This is a genomic window from Pumilibacter muris (assembly GCF_943193045.1).
Lineage (GTDB): Bacteria > Bacillota > Clostridia > Christensenellales > Pumilibacteraceae > Pumilibacter > Pumilibacter muris.
In genome coordinates this window covers 210,770-225,868 of sequence record NZ_CALPCN010000003.1, presented here as the reverse complement: position 1 = coordinate 225,868, position 15,099 = coordinate 210,770, and the positions used below count along the sequence as shown (strand labels likewise).

At 44.7% G+C, this 15,099-nt stretch carries 17 protein-coding genes; 2 read left to right on the top strand and 15 right to left on the bottom strand.

What is annotated here, in order from left to right; genetic code table 11:
• Positions 1-2: 2 nt before the first annotated feature.
• From NFR62_RS05680 to NFR62_RS05630, 11 genes are all read right to left on the bottom strand, one after another.
• On the bottom strand, positions 3-749 hold the full coding sequence (locus tag NFR62_RS05680) for an IspD/TarI family cytidylyltransferase (RefSeq protein ID WP_251615601.1): 747 nt from the start codon (positions 747-749) through the stop codon (positions 3-5).
• Positions 746-2,086 (bottom strand): O-antigen polymerase, encoded by a 1,341-nt coding sequence (locus NFR62_RS05675; RefSeq protein ID WP_251615598.1) that lies wholly within the window; start codon positions 2,084-2,086, stop codon positions 746-748. Before NFR62_RS05675 ends, NFR62_RS05680 begins: the two co-directional genes overlap by 4 nt.
• Positions 2,087-3,013: a glycosyltransferase gene (locus NFR62_RS05670; protein ID WP_251615595.1), complete on the bottom strand. Its 927-nt coding sequence runs from the start codon at positions 3,011-3,013 to the stop codon at positions 2,087-2,089.
• On the bottom strand, positions 3,006-3,854 hold the full coding sequence (locus NFR62_RS05665) for a LicD family protein (protein WP_251615592.1): 849 nt from the start codon (positions 3,852-3,854) through the stop codon (positions 3,006-3,008). The genes NFR62_RS05670 and NFR62_RS05665 overlap by 8 nt, the downstream gene beginning before the upstream one ends.
• Positions 3,847-4,719 carry a glycosyltransferase gene (locus tag NFR62_RS05660; RefSeq protein WP_251615589.1) on the bottom strand — a complete coding sequence of 291 codons (873 nt, stop codon included), beginning with the start codon at positions 4,717-4,719 and terminating at the stop codon, positions 3,847-3,849. The genes NFR62_RS05665 and NFR62_RS05660 overlap by 8 nt, the downstream gene beginning before the upstream one ends.
• Complete coding sequence (locus tag NFR62_RS05655; protein WP_251615585.1) at positions 4,716-5,405, bottom strand: sugar transferase; 690 nt, start codon at positions 5,403-5,405, stop codon at positions 4,716-4,718. The genes NFR62_RS05660 and NFR62_RS05655 overlap by 4 nt, the downstream gene beginning before the upstream one ends.
• Positions 5,396-6,595, bottom strand: coding sequence for a DegT/DnrJ/EryC1/StrS family aminotransferase (locus tag NFR62_RS05650; RefSeq protein WP_251615582.1), 1,200 nt, complete (start codon positions 6,593-6,595; stop codon positions 5,396-5,398). Before NFR62_RS05650 ends, NFR62_RS05655 begins: the two co-directional genes overlap by 10 nt.
• A 241-nt stretch (positions 6,596-6,836) precedes the next feature.
• Complete coding sequence (locus tag NFR62_RS05645) at positions 6,837-7,844, bottom strand: hypothetical protein (RefSeq protein WP_251615578.1); 1,008 nt, start codon at positions 7,842-7,844, stop codon at positions 6,837-6,839.
• Between the two features lie 35 nt (positions 7,845-7,879).
• Positions 7,880-9,139 carry a serine--tRNA ligase gene (gene serS / locus NFR62_RS05640; RefSeq protein ID WP_251615573.1) on the bottom strand — a complete coding sequence of 420 codons (1,260 nt, stop codon included), beginning with the start codon at positions 9,137-9,139 and terminating at the stop codon, positions 7,880-7,882.
• A 45-nt stretch (positions 9,140-9,184) separates the two neighbouring features.
• A complete protein-coding gene (locus tag NFR62_RS05635) occupies positions 9,185-9,826 on the bottom strand; it encodes a cysteine hydrolase family protein (protein WP_251615569.1) in 642 nt (213 codons plus the stop codon).
• Between the two features lie 51 nt (positions 9,827-9,877).
• Positions 9,878-10,684, bottom strand: coding sequence for a hypothetical protein (locus tag NFR62_RS05630; protein ID WP_251615566.1), 807 nt, complete (start codon positions 10,682-10,684; stop codon positions 9,878-9,880).
• A gap of 112 nt (positions 10,685-10,796) precedes the next feature.
• Between NFR62_RS05630 and NFR62_RS05625 the strand changes: the two genes are divergently transcribed.
• Together NFR62_RS05625 and NFR62_RS05620 are read left to right on the top strand one after the other, a co-directional pair.
• Positions 10,797-11,030, top strand: coding sequence for a helix-turn-helix domain-containing protein (locus tag NFR62_RS05625; protein ID WP_251615562.1), 234 nt, complete (start codon positions 10,797-10,799; stop codon positions 11,028-11,030).
• Between the two features lie 71 nt (positions 11,031-11,101).
• Positions 11,102-11,314 carry a helix-turn-helix domain-containing protein gene (locus NFR62_RS05620; protein WP_251615561.1) on the top strand — a complete coding sequence of 71 codons (213 nt, stop codon included), beginning with the start codon at positions 11,102-11,104 and terminating at the stop codon, positions 11,312-11,314.
• Between the two features lie 15 nt (positions 11,315-11,329).
• Here the strand turns inward: NFR62_RS05620 and NFR62_RS05615 are convergent, their stop codons facing one another.
• From NFR62_RS05615 to NFR62_RS05600, 4 genes are all read right to left on the bottom strand, one after another.
• Positions 11,330-12,862 (bottom strand): oligosaccharide flippase family protein, encoded by a 1,533-nt coding sequence (locus NFR62_RS05615; RefSeq protein WP_251615558.1) that lies wholly within the window; start codon positions 12,860-12,862, stop codon positions 11,330-11,332.
• An 86-nt stretch (positions 12,863-12,948) separates the two neighbouring features.
• On the bottom strand, positions 12,949-13,119 hold the full coding sequence (locus NFR62_RS05610; RefSeq protein WP_251615555.1) for a DUF362 domain-containing protein: 171 nt from the start codon (positions 13,117-13,119) through the stop codon (positions 12,949-12,951).
• A gap of 125 nt (positions 13,120-13,244) precedes the next feature.
• Positions 13,245-14,132, bottom strand: coding sequence for a PSP1 domain-containing protein (locus tag NFR62_RS05605; protein WP_251615553.1), 888 nt, complete (start codon positions 14,130-14,132; stop codon positions 13,245-13,247).
• Positions 14,120-15,097 (bottom strand): hypothetical protein, encoded by a 978-nt coding sequence (locus tag NFR62_RS05600; RefSeq protein WP_251615550.1) that lies wholly within the window; start codon positions 15,095-15,097, stop codon positions 14,120-14,122. The genes NFR62_RS05605 and NFR62_RS05600 overlap by 13 nt, the downstream gene beginning before the upstream one ends.
• Positions 15,098-15,099 lie beyond the last annotated feature (2 nt).

Genomic DNA, 15,099 nt, shown 5'->3' with positions numbered 1-15,099 from the left:
CCTTATTCCTCGTATCCGTAAATTTGAGCGTTTTCTTTCGCTTCCAATATCGCCCTCATGGTGTAATAGTCGTCGGGCGTGGTAATTTTAATGTTCTCGTAAGGTCCGTCAATCATGTAAAGCGAACGAGAGTAATTTTTCATTAAAGTGCACGAATCCACCGCATCGAAAACGTTATCTTTCATTGCCTGCTCGTGAACGGAAAGAATATCGTTCAACCAAAAGCTTTGAGGAGCTTTAGCCACTCTCGATTTAACTCTCGACGGCACCTGTTCAACGCGCCCCGCTTCGTCTATAACAACAATAGTTTCTTTAACTATTCCTGCAGTAATTGCGGAACCGTGTTTTTTAACGCATTCTATATTTTCGGATAACAGTTTGGAAGTTATAAGAGGGCGAACGCCGTCGTGAATTAAAACTATAGCGCGCATTTCTCCCGCAACTTCTTTCGCCGCGCACAAGCCGTTATAAATGGAAAGTTGTCCGCTTTTACCTCCCGTAACTATGCTTTTAACTTTTTCAATGCGAAACTTATACAGCAATTCTTTTAAATACGGTATCCATTCTTCAACGCATGCAATAACTACCGCGTCGATTTCGTGATTGCGTTCGAAATGTTCTAATGTGTATATAATTATAGGCTTGCCGTATATTTCCAAAAACTGTTTCGGCTTTTCCTTGCTGCGCATTCTGCTGCCTACGCCGCCCGCAAAAATTACGCCTATGTTCATTACTTTTTCGCCACTCATCTATTAACAGCTCCTTTTGCGGGAAACAATTCCGCACAAGCGTAAGCTTTTTTCTTCTTACGTCTGAACGCAAAGAAATACGCTATTGCAACCCACCCGATTTCATACAACATTCCCAAATGCAGCCTTCTGAACAGCTGTTCCGCAATAGGAAAGAAAACAATGGGATAAATCAGCAAACAATACAACACCCAAGAAAATCCGTAACTTTTCTTTTTGCTATTTGAAAACAAAAGCTCGTATAATATTCCCATCAGTAGCGGGAAGATTACTACGCCGAAATATCCAAAATCTTCTACAAACGGTTTTAACGCCGAATAAATATTCGAACTGTAAACGTAGCCGTTAGCCGCCGTATATTCTATAAACGGGTCGAATCTGTCTATCGAAGCATGCGAAAAATTTAGTCCGAAAGGTTTTAACAAAACGTCCAACGTGCTTAAAAACGTACTGAAAGTTGAATTGCCGTACATTAAAGGCTCGTTAAACTCTTCAATCCACAAATTAAAGTTATATAATCCCGAGCCGCCGTAAATACCCAAAGCTCTCGTAATGTTCGAAGAATATTGCTTTACCTTACCTAATAAGAAAAACAATACGATTATTGCAACCAGCATAATTACAACTCTTTGAATAATTTTTCTATTCGGATTCTTTTTCTTAAAATTCGCGCGGAAAAACAGCACATACAAGCAAATGGAATAAAACGCAAATCTTAAAAATTTGTTTCTGTCGGTTGAAACAACTATAAGCAAAAGAAAAGCGACGATGGGCAACAACAATTTTAAAACGCTTATTTTATCGTTTTTAGAATATATTTTTTTCAACAATCTATACACGCTGACATACGCAATCGCGGTAACTATTTCCATCATTTGAGTAAAAACGAAGCCGGGCGAATAATTGTTCTCAACAATATTGTCGTATATATTTCTGATTCGCTGACTGAAAGACGAAGCGTCGCCGGCGTCAAGCAACAGCTTGCTTATGTATGCCGCGACGAAAACCAAAGACAATACGGCAAAAAAGTTCACCGGATATTTTTTCAATTTTTTTTCGGCGGAAACACAGTATAGCGCGTTGCATTCAACCGCACGAAAACTAAATATCTTTACTATAAAACTGCCCGCACCCCATGCCAAAAGCGCCGTACAAACATACAGCATAAATTTTTCATTTATTTTAACTTCCCAGTTTTCGTAGTTGAGCATAACTATGGAATACGAAACAAACAGTGCCAAACACAACAAAAACCACGGTGAAAGTAAATCCCGTTTTCCTACGAAATATGCAATTATGACTAATGCCGCAAGCACGGCAAACATCAAAAATGCCATTTAAAACAACCCCGACATAACTTTTATAAAAAACGCAAAACCGCTCTCGCCCGTACTTGCGCGCAAACGTTTTCCGTGTTTTAAAATTTGTTTTTTTCCCGCAAGCGTTTTTGAGTTCGCGCACACTTTCACGAGCGGATACTTTTCTACGGCTTCGGGAAATTTTTCGATTAGCTCTTTCGCCAACAAACTCCTTCCGTTTCTGAGTTCTTTATTCCGAACTTTTTTCATTCTGTTTTTAAGCTTTTTTCTAATTCCGCCTTCGGAAGCGCCCACAACGTTATTTTCATGTTGGCGATATTTAATAAACGACCTTTCGTCGTAAACAATGCCGCTATGCAACGACGCAACCGCAGCCACCCAAACATCGTGAATTCTGTTTCGCAAAAGCGATTCGGAAGGTCGTCTACTTTCTTCGCGCAAAATCTCGAAAAAGCTATGCGGAAAAACCATTGTGCAACCCGCGAGCATATTCTTGCCTATAATTTCGTCTGGCAACAGGTTTATATAGCATGAGGTATCGTAACGTAAACCCAAAGAAACGCCGCTTTTATCAACGCACTCTTGATTCGAAGCGTATAAACTCGCTCCGCTTTTCTCCAAAAGTTCAACCGCTTTTAAAATCTTATCGCTTTCCCAAATATCGTCTTGGTCGGCGAAAGCATAATAGTCGAACGATGCGGGAACGGAATACAAAAGCCGCATAAAACTATTTCCCACGCCCGCGTTTTGCGCGTAATCCACATGAAAATTGCCATTGTTACTTTCGTATTCCGACAGAATATTTCGGGTGGAATCGCTCGAACCGTCGTCGCGCACAAAAATTTCAACCGCAACGTTTTCCTGACGCAGCAAACTGTCAAGTTGCTCGCGCAAATACTTTTCGCCGTTGTAGGCGCTTAACATTATAGCCGCAGACTTATTCATTCGCACCGCCTTCGACGCCGTCTTTATAATACGCCTTAAACAAATGGTGCGAAACTCTTTTCTCTTCGGGCGGCAGCCGCATATAATCGCCGTAAATACTCGAAAGATATTCGTCGTATGCCTCGATAGCTTTAAAGCCGTATCCTTCGAATTGCAGCTCGGTTAAGTTAGAAAAAACTTTTTGCGGCAAAATTTCTTTTTCGCGGTACGAGCCTCCCACCGCCGCCGCGTAATTAACTGCGTTAAAATTTATGCGTTCGTACTTTTTTTGAATGGCTTCGAATAATTTGCTCTTATTCACAAATCTGCTCATTATATAAAACAAAAAGCGAATAGGCTCGTAATACCATGCGCGAGTTTTAGACCTGAAAAACTTTTTCCATTGCGCGGCAACAAGCAATTCGCGTTTAAACGAAGTTGCTCTAAACGCTTTTTTCGCCCTCTTATATGTGTCTCCGAGCCCGTCTATAACGAATACGTCTATAAAAACTCCAGTTTTTTGCTCTTTGTCGGTTGCGCACTCTTCTTCTAACACAGTGTTCGGATTATAAATTTTCGCCGATAAGTCAACGTATTCTTTATCCGTTTTATAACACTGCACCGAAAACGGAACGTCGTCGTGCGTAATGCAATAGTCGATAAACGCGTTATAGTCGGGGCGAGGCATCATAATGTCTATGTCGTCGTCCCACGGAATAAACCCTTTATGACGCACCGCGCCGAGCAACGTGCCGCCGCCCAAAGAATAACGAAAATTTTCGCGCACGCAAATTTCGTGAACGGACTTTACCAAATCGAGCTCGATTTTTTTAAGTTGTTCTAAATTTATTTCGTTATTCATCTTTTACGTCTTTATTTTTAGGCTTTTTGTGTATTAAACGGAAAAACACGAACTTTCTCAACCAACTCGGCATAATGCACACAAAAAACTGAATAAAATTCGTCTTTGAATATTGCGAACGACTTATAAACCCCGTCTTATAAATAAGTTTTCGCGCGTTCTTATATTTTTTAAAATATTTAAGACCGCCTCGCCGCGCTATCATGTTTCTGTTAGTTCGCACGATACACAAATAGGAATCTATGTTTTTACACTTTGCCCCGTGCATCAACATGTCTACCCACAACATATCGTCCTCCATTAAAGGAGCGTGTTTATAATTTCCCGATTCAAGCACTTTACTTTTTTTAAACATAACCGTCATGTGATTAAAAGCGCTTCTCTTTTTTTGATACTCGGTTATCTCCTCTTGCGTTAAAGGAACTTTGCGCTCCGCAACGGGGTCGTTCGGGTCGGTTTCGAATTCAATTATATGCCCGCCGCACAAATCCAAATCGGGATTGAGTTCGAACTCTTTCAGTTGCAATTCAAATCTGTCGGGTACAGCAATATCGTCGGTGTCCATTCTCGCTATAAGTTCATTACTGCACGCAACAACGCCGTGAGAAAGAGCTATACCCAACCCTTGATTTTCGGCAAGCGGAACTTCTTTAATACAAACGCCGTCGTAACTTTTATACTTTTGTATAACGCTTTCTAATTCTTCCGTAATAGGTCCGTCTTTAACAATCACCCATTCCGAAGCTTTAACCGTTTGATTATAAACGCTTTCTAAACAAGTGTCGAAAAATTCGGGCACTTCTTTATAATAAACCGAAAGCAAAACCGAAAACTTCGGCGTTTGTTGTTCTTGCAAATTATTCATCTCTTAAACACCGCAAACACTGTTAAAAACATTACTCCTATATCGCGGAAAAAACCGCTCTTGCGTAAAGACAGCAAATTGTATTTCATTTTTCCCGGCAACACGACGTTTATATAAGCTTCGTCTATATTCTCGGAATTTTCAAGCAAATCGTCTTCGTCTTTATACTTTATGCTCGCCAAGCTTGTAACGCCTGCCGGAAGTAATAACGTTGCCCGCATCTCCTTAGTGTAACGTTCCACATATTTGGGAACTTCGGGTCGCGTACCGACAAAAGTCATGGTGCCGAATAAAATGTTTAAAAGCTGAGGAATTTCATCCAAACGACATTTGCGAATCAACTTACCCACTTTCGTTATGCGGGCGTCGTTTTTTTCGGTAACTTGCGCGCCTACCGCTTCCGCGTTAACCACCATAGTTCTAAATTTGAAAATTCGAAAAATTTTTCCGTACTGCGTAACTCTTTGTTGGCGAAAAAACACGGGTCCTTTGGAAGTTACTTTAATTGCTAATGCAAGAAACACGAATATCGGCGACAACAAAATCAATAAAATAAACGAAACTATTATATCGAAAATACGTTTCCAAAACAGCGAAAAGTTTTTTCTTCTTAACTTTCTGTAATACGGATATACGGCGTCGTTTCTTACAAAGTCCGGAAGTTTGTCCCAACTTTTCAGTAGCATTTAATAAGCTCCGAATAATTGTCGATAATATAATTCACTTCTTCGTCGGTTAAACAGGTGTGCAACGGCAACGTGATTTCGTTAACGAAATTGTTATAAGCGTTAGGATAATTTTCAATTTTAAATCCTATGTTTTTGTATGCCGTCAGCATGGGAAGCGGTTTGTAATGAACGTTGCACGCAATACCGCGCTCCGCCATTTTGTTTATAACCTCGTTCCTTTGCTCGGAGTTTATTCCGTTTATTCGGGTAATATACAAATGCCCCGACGAACTGTGCTCATTAGTATAATGGCTTAACGTAATTAGTCCCAACGGATTAAACGCGCTGTCGTATCTTTCTATAATCTCTTTTCTTCTTTTCAACATATCGGGGTAACGCTTCATTTGAGCAAGACCTACGGCTGCGGCAATATCCGTCATATTGCACTTATACCAAGTTCCCACTATGTCGTATTCCCAAGCTCCGAGCTTCATTTTAGACAGCGCATCTTTCGATTGCCCGTGAAGCGACAATAATTGCAGTTTGTTATATATTTCGTTATTGTCTACGCCTTTAATATTGCGCCAAGTAAGAGCCCCTCCTTCGGCAGTAGTAAAATTCTTCACAGCATGGAATGAAAACGCCGAAAAATCCGCGACGCTCCCCACGCTTCTCCCCTTATATTTTGCCCCGAACGCATGCGCCGTATCTGCTAAAATTAAAATTCTTCCGAGCGCTTTTTGCATATCGTTTTTCGAATTGAATATTTTCTTTTTTTGCTCGACTATTTTAAATATTCTATCGTAATCGCAAGGAATGCCGGCAATATCAACAGGTATAATAGCCTTAGTATTTTCAGTTACGGCGGCTTCAAGCTGGGCATAATCCATTTCAAGGCTGTTTTTCTGCGTGTCGATTAAAACGGGAGTTGCACCCACATGGCAAATAACCGAAGCTGTGGCGGTATATGTGTAAGCGGTGGTAATCACTTCGTCGCCTTCGCCTATACCGAAAACCCTAAGCGCCATTTCGGCGCACGCCGTTTGGGAGTTCAAACAAACAGCTCTTTCAACGCCGCAAAATTCCGCGACTTGCTTTTCGAGCTCCTTTGTTCGCAACCCCGTAGTTATCCAACCCGATTTAAGAGCGCGCGTCACTTCGTCAATTTCCAAATCGGATATGTCGGGAGGCGAAAAATGAATTTGCATTATAAAATCCTCTTATCTTTTCTATTTCGTTACTACAAATTTGGTTAAGCCGAACAACGTTTAAAATTTGCGCACACCAAACGAATCGACCTATATCGACCGAAAATATTATATCACAGCTATTCGAGAAATACAAACGTTTTCATTGCTTTTAATTTTTTACGATAAAGTTTTTGTTTTTCGCCGCTAAAAATTTTCGCCGTTTTTACTAACAAAAAAGAACCTTTCTAAGAGGTTCTTTTTATCTGCGGTTCGTTTCTGTTTTGAATTCGGTTTTATCGAGCACCATTCCGCTGCGGGTGCGGCGCCAATATTGATAGCGGTCGGAATACTCGTACACATATAAGTCGGGGTCTTTGCGGGTGCGGAAAACAAGCGGTTGCTCGTCGGGAACGTCGGTGCCCGTAAGCCTACGCCACAGTTCGTCGGTGCCCAAACTGTATTCCGTCGATTTTTTGCGCGCCTCTTTTTCGTCGGGAATACCGTAAGCTTTTTTAACGGCGTCGTCGCTATCGAACGAAACGGTGCGCTCGAAACGCTCGGGTTCGGGCGCGGGCTTATTCGAAAAGTATTTTCTTTCAAGGTCGGAATTATCCGTTCTTTCGGCAGGACGCGATTGCGCGGGCACGCTTTGAGCGTAGCCGTTTTGATACCCGTTTTGAACGTTATTCGGCGCATAACCGCCCGAATACGCCCCCTGTTGGTAGTTGCCTTGCTGCGGCATGGCGCCGTTTTGCATATAACCGCCGCTTTGCGCGGGCGGAGGAGCCGTATAGCCCTGATGAGGCGCCGAATAGCCGTTGGGCGGATATTGCGGAGGCGGCATATAGTTGCCGTGCGAATAACCGTAGCTCGCATTAGGATTTGCGTAGCCGTCGGGAACGCCGTTGTACGACGCGGGCGCCGATTGATACGGCGCGTAAGAATTAACTCCCGAAACGGGCGCTTTGTCTTTGTTCTTTTTCTTTTTTCCGCGTTCGTGAATCTCGCCCGACTCTATCGCCCTCTTTTTGCGGTTGGAGCGAAGCCACATTGAAAAAGCGAAGCCGAGCACCACAGAAAGCACAAGTCCGCAGTAGAACAAAACGCTCAACCTGCCGCTTATTTTAACGTCGGATAATCCGCAAGCAACCAAAAAAACGACGGTGTAAACGGTGGGCAACCACAATCCGAGCGTGCCGAAAATAAACGAAAAAACTTTCGCCACTCCGTCGCATATCGCGGTTATAACCTTTCCGAACGTTCGCATTTTCCGATTGTTCTCCGTCTGTAATTTTTCTTTTTTTAACCTATTTTTTCAACGCCCATATAAGGCACGAGCGCGGCGGGAATCGTCACGCTGCCGTCGGCGTTTTGGAAGTTTTCCAAAATTGCGGCAGTCGTGCGCCCTACCGCAAGTCCGCTTCCGTTCAACGTGTGAACGAGCGCGGATTTACCGTTCTCTTTATATTTTATATTCATGCGGCGCGCTTGGTAGTCTTCAAAGTTAGAGCACGACGAAATTTCGACATAGCGGTTGTAACTCGGCATCCAAACTTCTATATCGTAAGTTTTTGCCGATGAAAAGCCCATATCGCCGCTCGACAGACAAACCACGCGGTACGGAAGCCCCAACTTTTTGAGTATGAGCTCCGCCTCTGAGGTAAGACTTTCAAGTTCGGCATAGCTGTTTTCGGGCTTACAGAATTTAACGAGCTCAACCTTATTGAATTGATGTTGGCGAATTAGCCCGCGAGTGTCGCGCCCCGCGCTTCCCGCTTCGGCGCGGAAACACGCGGTGTAGGCGCAATAATAAATAGGCAACGCCTTAGAGTCGAGCACTTCGCCGCGATGCATGTTGGTTACGGGCACTTCGGCTGTGGGCACTAAAAAGTAGTTTGTGTTCTTAACGGCGAAAGCGTCCTCTTCGAATTTGGGAAGCTGACCGGTGCCGTACATACTGTCGCGGTTCACCATAAACGGCGGGAATATTTCGGTGTAGCCGTTTTCGGTGTGAACGTTAAGCATAAAGTTTGCTACCGCGCGTTCGAGCCTTGCGCCTAATCCGCGATAAACGGTAAATCTTGCTCCCGTTATTTTCGCCGCGCACGCGGGGTCGAGTATGCCGTGCTTACTGCCTATATCCCAGTGCGGAAGCGGCTCGAAATCAAATTTCGTAGGCTCGCCCACTTTGCGGATTTCTTTGTTAAAGGTGTCGTCGGCGCCCAAAGGCACGCTCTCGTGCGGAATGTTGGGAATACTCATAACCGCAAGCTTTAAGTCGGCTTCTATAACGCCGAGTTCTTCGTCGAGCTTTTTTATTTCCTCGTTGTCTTTTTTCATCGCCGCAATGGCTTCGTCCGCGTTTTTCTTTTCGCGGCGCATACGGGCGATTTCGTCGGACACGCGGTTGCGCTCCGCCTTCATTGCCTCAACCTTAGAAATAATTTCTTTGCGGCGAGCGTTAAGCGCAAGCACTTTGTCAACGTCGTAAGAACCGCTTCTCGTAGACATTGCCTTTTTTACCAAATCGGCGTTTTCGGTTATGAATTTTAGGTCTAACATAATTATATCCTTCTATTTGCAATCGATTCCGTTCGAACCGAAACTTTAAGCCAAACGTTTGAACACGAGCACACCAGACTGCTCCATGAGTTTTATAGCCATCATGTTATAAAGGTCGGCGTTGTGCGTGGGGCTGTCGTAAGTTTCCACCGCGTCAGTAAGCACAACCACGTTGCCGTTTCCGTTAAATTCGGATATATACGCGCGCACCGAAAGAGCAAGTTGCATAACGCAAATATCGGTGCACACTCCCGTTATAAACACGTTGTCGTAATCCAAAAGATTGCTCCGAGCGCTCAAAAGCTGTATGAAAGCGTCGGTTGAATTTTTTTTCACTTCAACGCCGCCAAGCGCCAACAGCTCGGATACGATTTCGCTTTCTTCCCCAACGCAATGCTTGGGAAAATAGCCGAACTCCGCAGATTTCTCGGAATGACAGTCGCGCACGAAAACTTTTTCGGCGTCGGGCATAAGCTCGGCAACGCGTTTGATTTCGGGAATCGCGTCTTTGCAACGCTTGCTTGATAGCGCGCCGAATTCGCAAAAGCCTTTAACCATATCCACAATTACAAGCATGTTCTTTTTGCCTGCAATAGTTTTTCTCATTAGCGTGGGCTTGTTGTTCACTTCGAGCTGACCGCATAGCAAAGCACCGCTCAACTCTCTTTCGTCAAACGAAATTTTCATACCTATTATTATACCCCAAGCAAAATGAAAAAGCAAGTTATTTCATAACATTTACTTTTCGGGCGTATTTTTTCTTTTCTCTATCAGTTCCTCGATTTCTTTACGGATTTGGATATTTCTTTCGTATAATTCTTTTTTAAACTCTTTTAATTGTTCCGCCGTAACTTTAGGCGGACGTTTGGCGGGCTTACTTTGCAATAATATTTTCCCCACCGAAACATCTAAGGCTTTGGCGAGCGAAAACAAGAACCGGACATTTTTGTCGCATTGCGATTTGCCGCTATAAAATTGTTCAAATTGCTCGGCAAATTCAGGTAATAACGAACATACGTTTTCAACCGACAAATTTTTAATTGCCATAATTTTTTTAACCGCTTCAATATTTATATACTCTTTTTCTTCCGACAGTAATGAGGCGATATTCAAAACAGGTTTTTTATGTAAAAGCGCATATTGTAACGCGATTGCAGTGCCGAACCCGCTAAACGCCGGCGGACGTGTGCCATACAACATAAACAAATCGCACATATCAATCATAGCCTCGTTCCGCTTAATAAGTTTTAAAGTGGTGGCTTTTGCCACTGAGGACGGTTCTATTACGGCGTCTATTTTTCCACCGAAATCATTTCCTATATAATAGGACGACACGCATATATCGATTCTTTCTATGTGCGGATATTTTTCTTTTAATTCGTGAACTATTTTGCAACATAAATTATTAAATCTTCCTGTCATATCCCCGAAAATAAATTTGTCGGCTTTTTCATTCACGATTAAATATTCTATGCAATCGCGTATCAATTCCGCAAAGGATTCGTCTTTCGGAATTCTTCTATGCCCTATAAATGCAACAGTCATTATATTTTTTTCTCCTTTTTGATATGTCGGCACACCAACAGCTTGGCGCGCAAAGGTAATAAATTTAAAAAAAATAATACAATACTATATATTACTTTAAGAGGTAGCCTAAATGCGATTAGTTGACGCCGTACAATTACGAATTAAAGATTTGGCAAAAGAACGCAATATTTCAATGTATCGCTTATGTACCATGAGCGGCGTACCTCAAACAACCGTTATTACTATGCCTCGTTCAAGCACTGTTAAGCTTTCTACTATTTACGGAATATGCGAGGGGTTGGAAATAAGTTTAAAAGAATTTTTTGATTCGCCCCGCTTTAAACGCGAAATAGTTACCGACTAATTTATTTCATTATAATATGACCAATGGTAAATAGTCAAGCGTTTTATTACCGTGGGTAATAATATTGACTTATGATTACACTTAAACAAATTCAAATTAAACTTGCCGAAGCGATTAAACTAAGCGGCATGCCGCAAGCCGAACTTGCGAGACTTTTAGGAGTTTCTCAATCGTTGATTTCTCATTACTTACACGGCAATAAAATGCCCGCGCTTGATACTTTTGCGAACTTATGTAAAATTTTAGACGTTGACACTAACGACATTCTCTGCATAAACGAATAAAAAATCCGCCTAAATTCAGGCGGATTTTTTCTTGTCGGTTTTGCGCACGAAAACCGTTAGAGCAATAAAATCGAGCGCGCAAGCCAAAAGATAGAACACATCGGTAGCCACTACAAAACCGTAAATTCCCATACGAGGCAACAAAACAAAATTCAACGCTTCTTTCACCACCGCCGCTATAAGAAGGGACAGCGCGGGAACGTAAGCCTTTCCGCCGCCTTGCAACACAGCCGAAGCCGCTTGCATAACTGCTATTGCAGGCACCGACACAGCCGCCGAACGCAACAGCGCCGACACTTCGCCGAGCGGCACTCCGAGTTCGTTTCCGTATAGCACGCGAATTGCGAGCGGCGCGCCAACGGCTATTGCCGCAAAACAGAAAATTCCCATAGCGGCGCAAAGCGCAGTTACGCGGCGCACCGTGCCTCCCACCTTTTCGCCACGCCCCATAAGCCTCGACACTTTGGGAAGCAACGTGCCGCACAACCCCACCGACAACACTGCGGGCATGTTTACAATGGCGTTCACAGGACCGGTAACAAGCCCGTAGAGCGACACGGCGTTCGCGTGCTCGGCGCCCGCGCGCATTAAAAGATTCACTATCACAAAGCTGTCGGCAACGTGGCACAGCGGCAAAACCATAAGCCCGAAAGTTATGGGGCAAGCAACTTTCAACAATTTCAACAAAAGCTCGCCGCTCCGCCCCGAAAACACATTTCGGCGGGTTTTCACTGCCGCCGACTCGGTTTGCGCGTTAGAAGAAAGAGTTGCGGGCGAAAGCTCGGCGGCAATCTCCGCCGACTGAACGCCGTCGGAAAAAAACACGTTTGCGTCGGCAACCGACGAAGCGGGCTCCGCCAACAACGCCGCAGCGTCGGCGGAATCGCAACATTCTTTTTCGAAAATTTCGGGTTTTAAAGCGGTTTGTTTTTCGTGTTTTTTGTAGCGCAAAATGTAATATATAACCGACAGCGCTTCGCCCGCCGTTACTCCCGCCGCGCACCCTGCGGTTGCGGCGGCAAGCGACACGCGCGCGAGCGCGAACGCGAGCGAAAGCCCCACCGCAAGCTTAGCGATTTGCTCTATAAGCTGACCGAAAGCGGACGGATACATATTACCCTTACCCTGAAAATAGCCGCGAAACACGGCGCAGACGGCTGAAAGCGGCACGCTCGGAAGAAGAATCAACAGCGCCGAAGCCGCTTTCGGAGCGCCCGCCGCCGACGCTATATTGCGCGCGAACACCGCCGCCGCGAGCGCCGCAGCAACCGACACGCACAGCGAAAAAAACGTTGCGGCAAGGCACGCCTCTTCCCCCTCGTTTTCGGCAACAAGTTTGCTAACCGCCGCAGTAAGCCCGCCGCCCGTAATTGTAACGAGCAAAGCGTACATGGGAAACACCGATTGAAACATTCCCATTCCTTGCGCGCCTATAACGCGCGTAAGAGGAATACGGTATAGCGCGCCTATAAGCTTTCCGGCGAGAGCGGCGGCGGTGAGTATGCTCGCCCCGCTCAAAAATTTAAGTTTAGAGTCCGACTTTTTCACGCCGTTAGTATGCGCGATTATATAAAAAAACTTCGGCTTTTTAACGCAAAGCCGAAGTTTCTTTTTTTTGGAAAAACAGCGAAAAATTACTTCTCGCTAATCGCTCCCACAGGGCAGCCGCCTTCGCAAGCTCCGCAATCGATGCACTCGTCGGCATTGATTTCGTACTTGTCGGCGCCTTCGCTGATAGCGCTAACGGGGCACTGGCTTTCGCAGTTGCCGCATTTGATACATTCGTCGTTGATTACTCTGGGCATTTGTGTGTTCTCCTTTACTTTTTATTTTTTGTTTGGCATAGCGGAATCGACCCCGTAAAGTTTATCCGCTATGCACAAATTATATCATGAAACATAATTTTTGTAAATTGTTTTTTAGATAAAACTCAGTCTTTTTCAAGCTTTAAAAGTTCTTCCCCGTCGTCGTCGGGTTCCTCTTTTTGCGGCTTCGCGTTTTTGGGAGCGAATTTTATGTCTTTAAGCTCGAAATCGGAAATAGTTACCGAATCTTTTTCTTTATTCTCTATTTTGAGTTTAACCGTTTTCTTTAATTGATTAACTCCTATAACGGTGCCCGTCTCGCCCGTTACGGCAGTTACCACGCTGCCTATTTTGGGCAGTTTTTTGTTTACTTCGGCATAGTATTCGTTTTCGTAAGCCAAACAACACATAAGGCGTCCGCACAGTCCGCTTATTTTCGCGGGATTAAGCGATAAACTTTGCGTTTTAGCCATTTTAATGCTTACATGCGCATAGTCCGACATGTGGTCGCTGCAACAACAAGCGCGTCCGCACGGCGCTATTCCGCCCATCATGCGGCACTCGTCGCGCGCGCCTATTTGTTTTAATTCTATTCTCGTATGGAACGACGCCGCGAGGTCGCGCACAAGATTGCGAAAATCCACACGCCCGTCGGCTGTGAAATATATTATCAGCTTGCCGCCGTCGAACGTGTATTCCGCCCCCACAAGCTTCATCTCAAGCCCGCTCGCGCGAATTTTTTCGGCGATTTGAGGGTACGAAGTTTTTCTCTTTTCGAGAAGCTTTTTGTGCTTTTCCTTATCTTCGGGCGTGGCAATGCGGGTTACGGGCATAAGCTTACCCACAATCTTCTTGTTATCCACTTCGGAAAGCGGCATTGCAACGGTGCCGTAGTCCGTTCCTCTGCTCGTTTCCACAATAACGTCGTCGCCTACCTGCGGCTGTAACTCGCCGGGCGAAAAGTAATAAATTTTGGGATTGAAGTCGAATTTAACTCCCACTATTTCAGGCATTTTGATTTTACCTCCAAAATCGAAAAAAGTAATTCGTCGGCGCAGCTTGCCGCGTTACCGTAAAGCCTCATTCTGTCGCGCGCGCGGGTTAAAAGCGGCATAAGCGCAAGGCATGTTCGGGTGTCGTACTCGCGCGACAGCGTTAGTATGTCTCCCGCTGCAGGTTTTAACACTATCGCCGAAGCCCCGCATTCCCTATAAACCATAATATCGCGGAATATAAGTTCGAGATAATCGACGAACGCTCCGAATTTTTCTTTCTCGGCTATTATCGAACCCGCCGCAGGCAAAATTTGAGGCGAACGCTTAACGTTAAGCAAAAAGTTCATTGCCGATTCGTAGGCTCGCCTATATCCCGAATCGGAAGCTATTTTTTCGGCGTAGCCTATGTTGCCGCGCGCAACCGCCGCCGAAAACAGTGCCGTAAGCTCGTCGGTTCCGCCGTTTATCAGCTCGCGCTCTATATCCTCCACCGAAAATTCTTCGAGACGCACAGAGCTGCACCGCGACGAAACCGTAGGGAGCAAATCCCCGCCCGCCGTAAAAATTATAAATCTTGCCGACGAAGGCGGCTCTTCGAGCGTTTTTAAAAGCTTGTTTTGCACGGGAGCGCTCATGCCGTTTTCAGCCGCTATAATATAGTATTTTGTTTTCAGTTCGGTAGGCGTGAAATACGCGGTGTCGGTTATATAGGCGGCGTCCTCAACGTCCATTTTGCCGTTTTTTTCGGCGCTCGGCACTCGCACAATGTCTATATATCCGCCGTCGAAAACGCGTTTTAAAACAAACTCGCTCACTTCGCCGTATTCGGCGCAAGAAATAAACATTGCCGAAAGAGTTTCGAGCGCGGCAAAATCCGACGACTCGAAAATATACGCATGCTTCAACACGTTTTCTTTACAGTCGCGTTTGAGCTCCGCGAACGCATGCGACGAAGCTATAAGTTGTGCATGACGGCTTTGCAAGT

Excerpts from the sequence above, each read along its gene's own strand:
- NFR62_RS05605 (WP_251615553.1), bottom strand. The coding sequence starts at position 14,132 with ATGCCTGAAATAGTGGGAGTTAAATTCGACTTCAATCCCAAAATTTAT.
- NFR62_RS05630 (WP_251615566.1), bottom strand. The coding sequence starts at position 10,684 with ATGACTGTTGCATTTATAGGGCATAGAAGAATTCCGAAAGACGAATCC.
- NFR62_RS05645 (WP_251615578.1), bottom strand. The coding sequence starts at position 7,844 with ATGCGAACGTTCGGAAAGGTTATAACCGCGATATGCGACGGAGTGGCG.
- NFR62_RS05625 (WP_251615562.1), top strand. The coding sequence starts at position 10,797 with ATGCGATTAGTTGACGCCGTACAATTACGAATTAAAGATTTGGCAAAA.
- NFR62_RS05655 (WP_251615585.1), bottom strand. The coding sequence starts at position 5,405 with ATGCTACTGAAAAGTTGGGACAAACTTCCGGACTTTGTAAGAAACGAC.
- NFR62_RS05670 (WP_251615595.1), bottom strand. The coding sequence starts at position 3,013 with ATGAATAAGTCTGCGGCTATAATGTTAAGCGCCTACAACGGCGAAAAG.
- NFR62_RS05680 (WP_251615601.1), bottom strand. The coding sequence starts at position 749 with ATGAGTGGCGAAAAAGTAATGAACATAGGCGTAATTTTTGCGGGCGGC.
- NFR62_RS05665 (WP_251615592.1), bottom strand. The coding sequence starts at position 3,854 with ATGAATAACGAAATAAATTTAGAACAACTTAAAAAAATCGAGCTCGAT.
- NFR62_RS05620 (WP_251615561.1), top strand. The coding sequence starts at position 11,102 with ATGATTACACTTAAACAAATTCAAATTAAACTTGCCGAAGCGATTAAA.
- NFR62_RS05675 (WP_251615598.1), bottom strand. The coding sequence starts at position 2,086 with ATGGCATTTTTGATGTTTGCCGTGCTTGCGGCATTAGTCATAATTGCA.
- serS (WP_251615573.1), bottom strand. The coding sequence starts at position 9,139 with ATGTTAGACCTAAAATTCATAACCGAAAACGCCGATTTGGTAAAAAAG.
- NFR62_RS05650 (WP_251615582.1), bottom strand. The coding sequence starts at position 6,595 with ATGCAAATTCATTTTTCGCCTCCCGACATATCCGATTTGGAAATTGAC.
- NFR62_RS05660 (WP_251615589.1), bottom strand. The coding sequence starts at position 4,719 with ATGAATAATTTGCAAGAACAACAAACGCCGAAGTTTTCGGTTTTGCTT.
- NFR62_RS05610 (WP_251615555.1), bottom strand. The coding sequence starts at position 13,119 with ATGCCCAGAGTAATCAACGACGAATGTATCAAATGCGGCAACTGCGAA.
- NFR62_RS05635 (WP_251615569.1), bottom strand. The coding sequence starts at position 9,826 with ATGAAAATTTCGTTTGACGAAAGAGAGTTGAGCGGTGCTTTGCTATGC.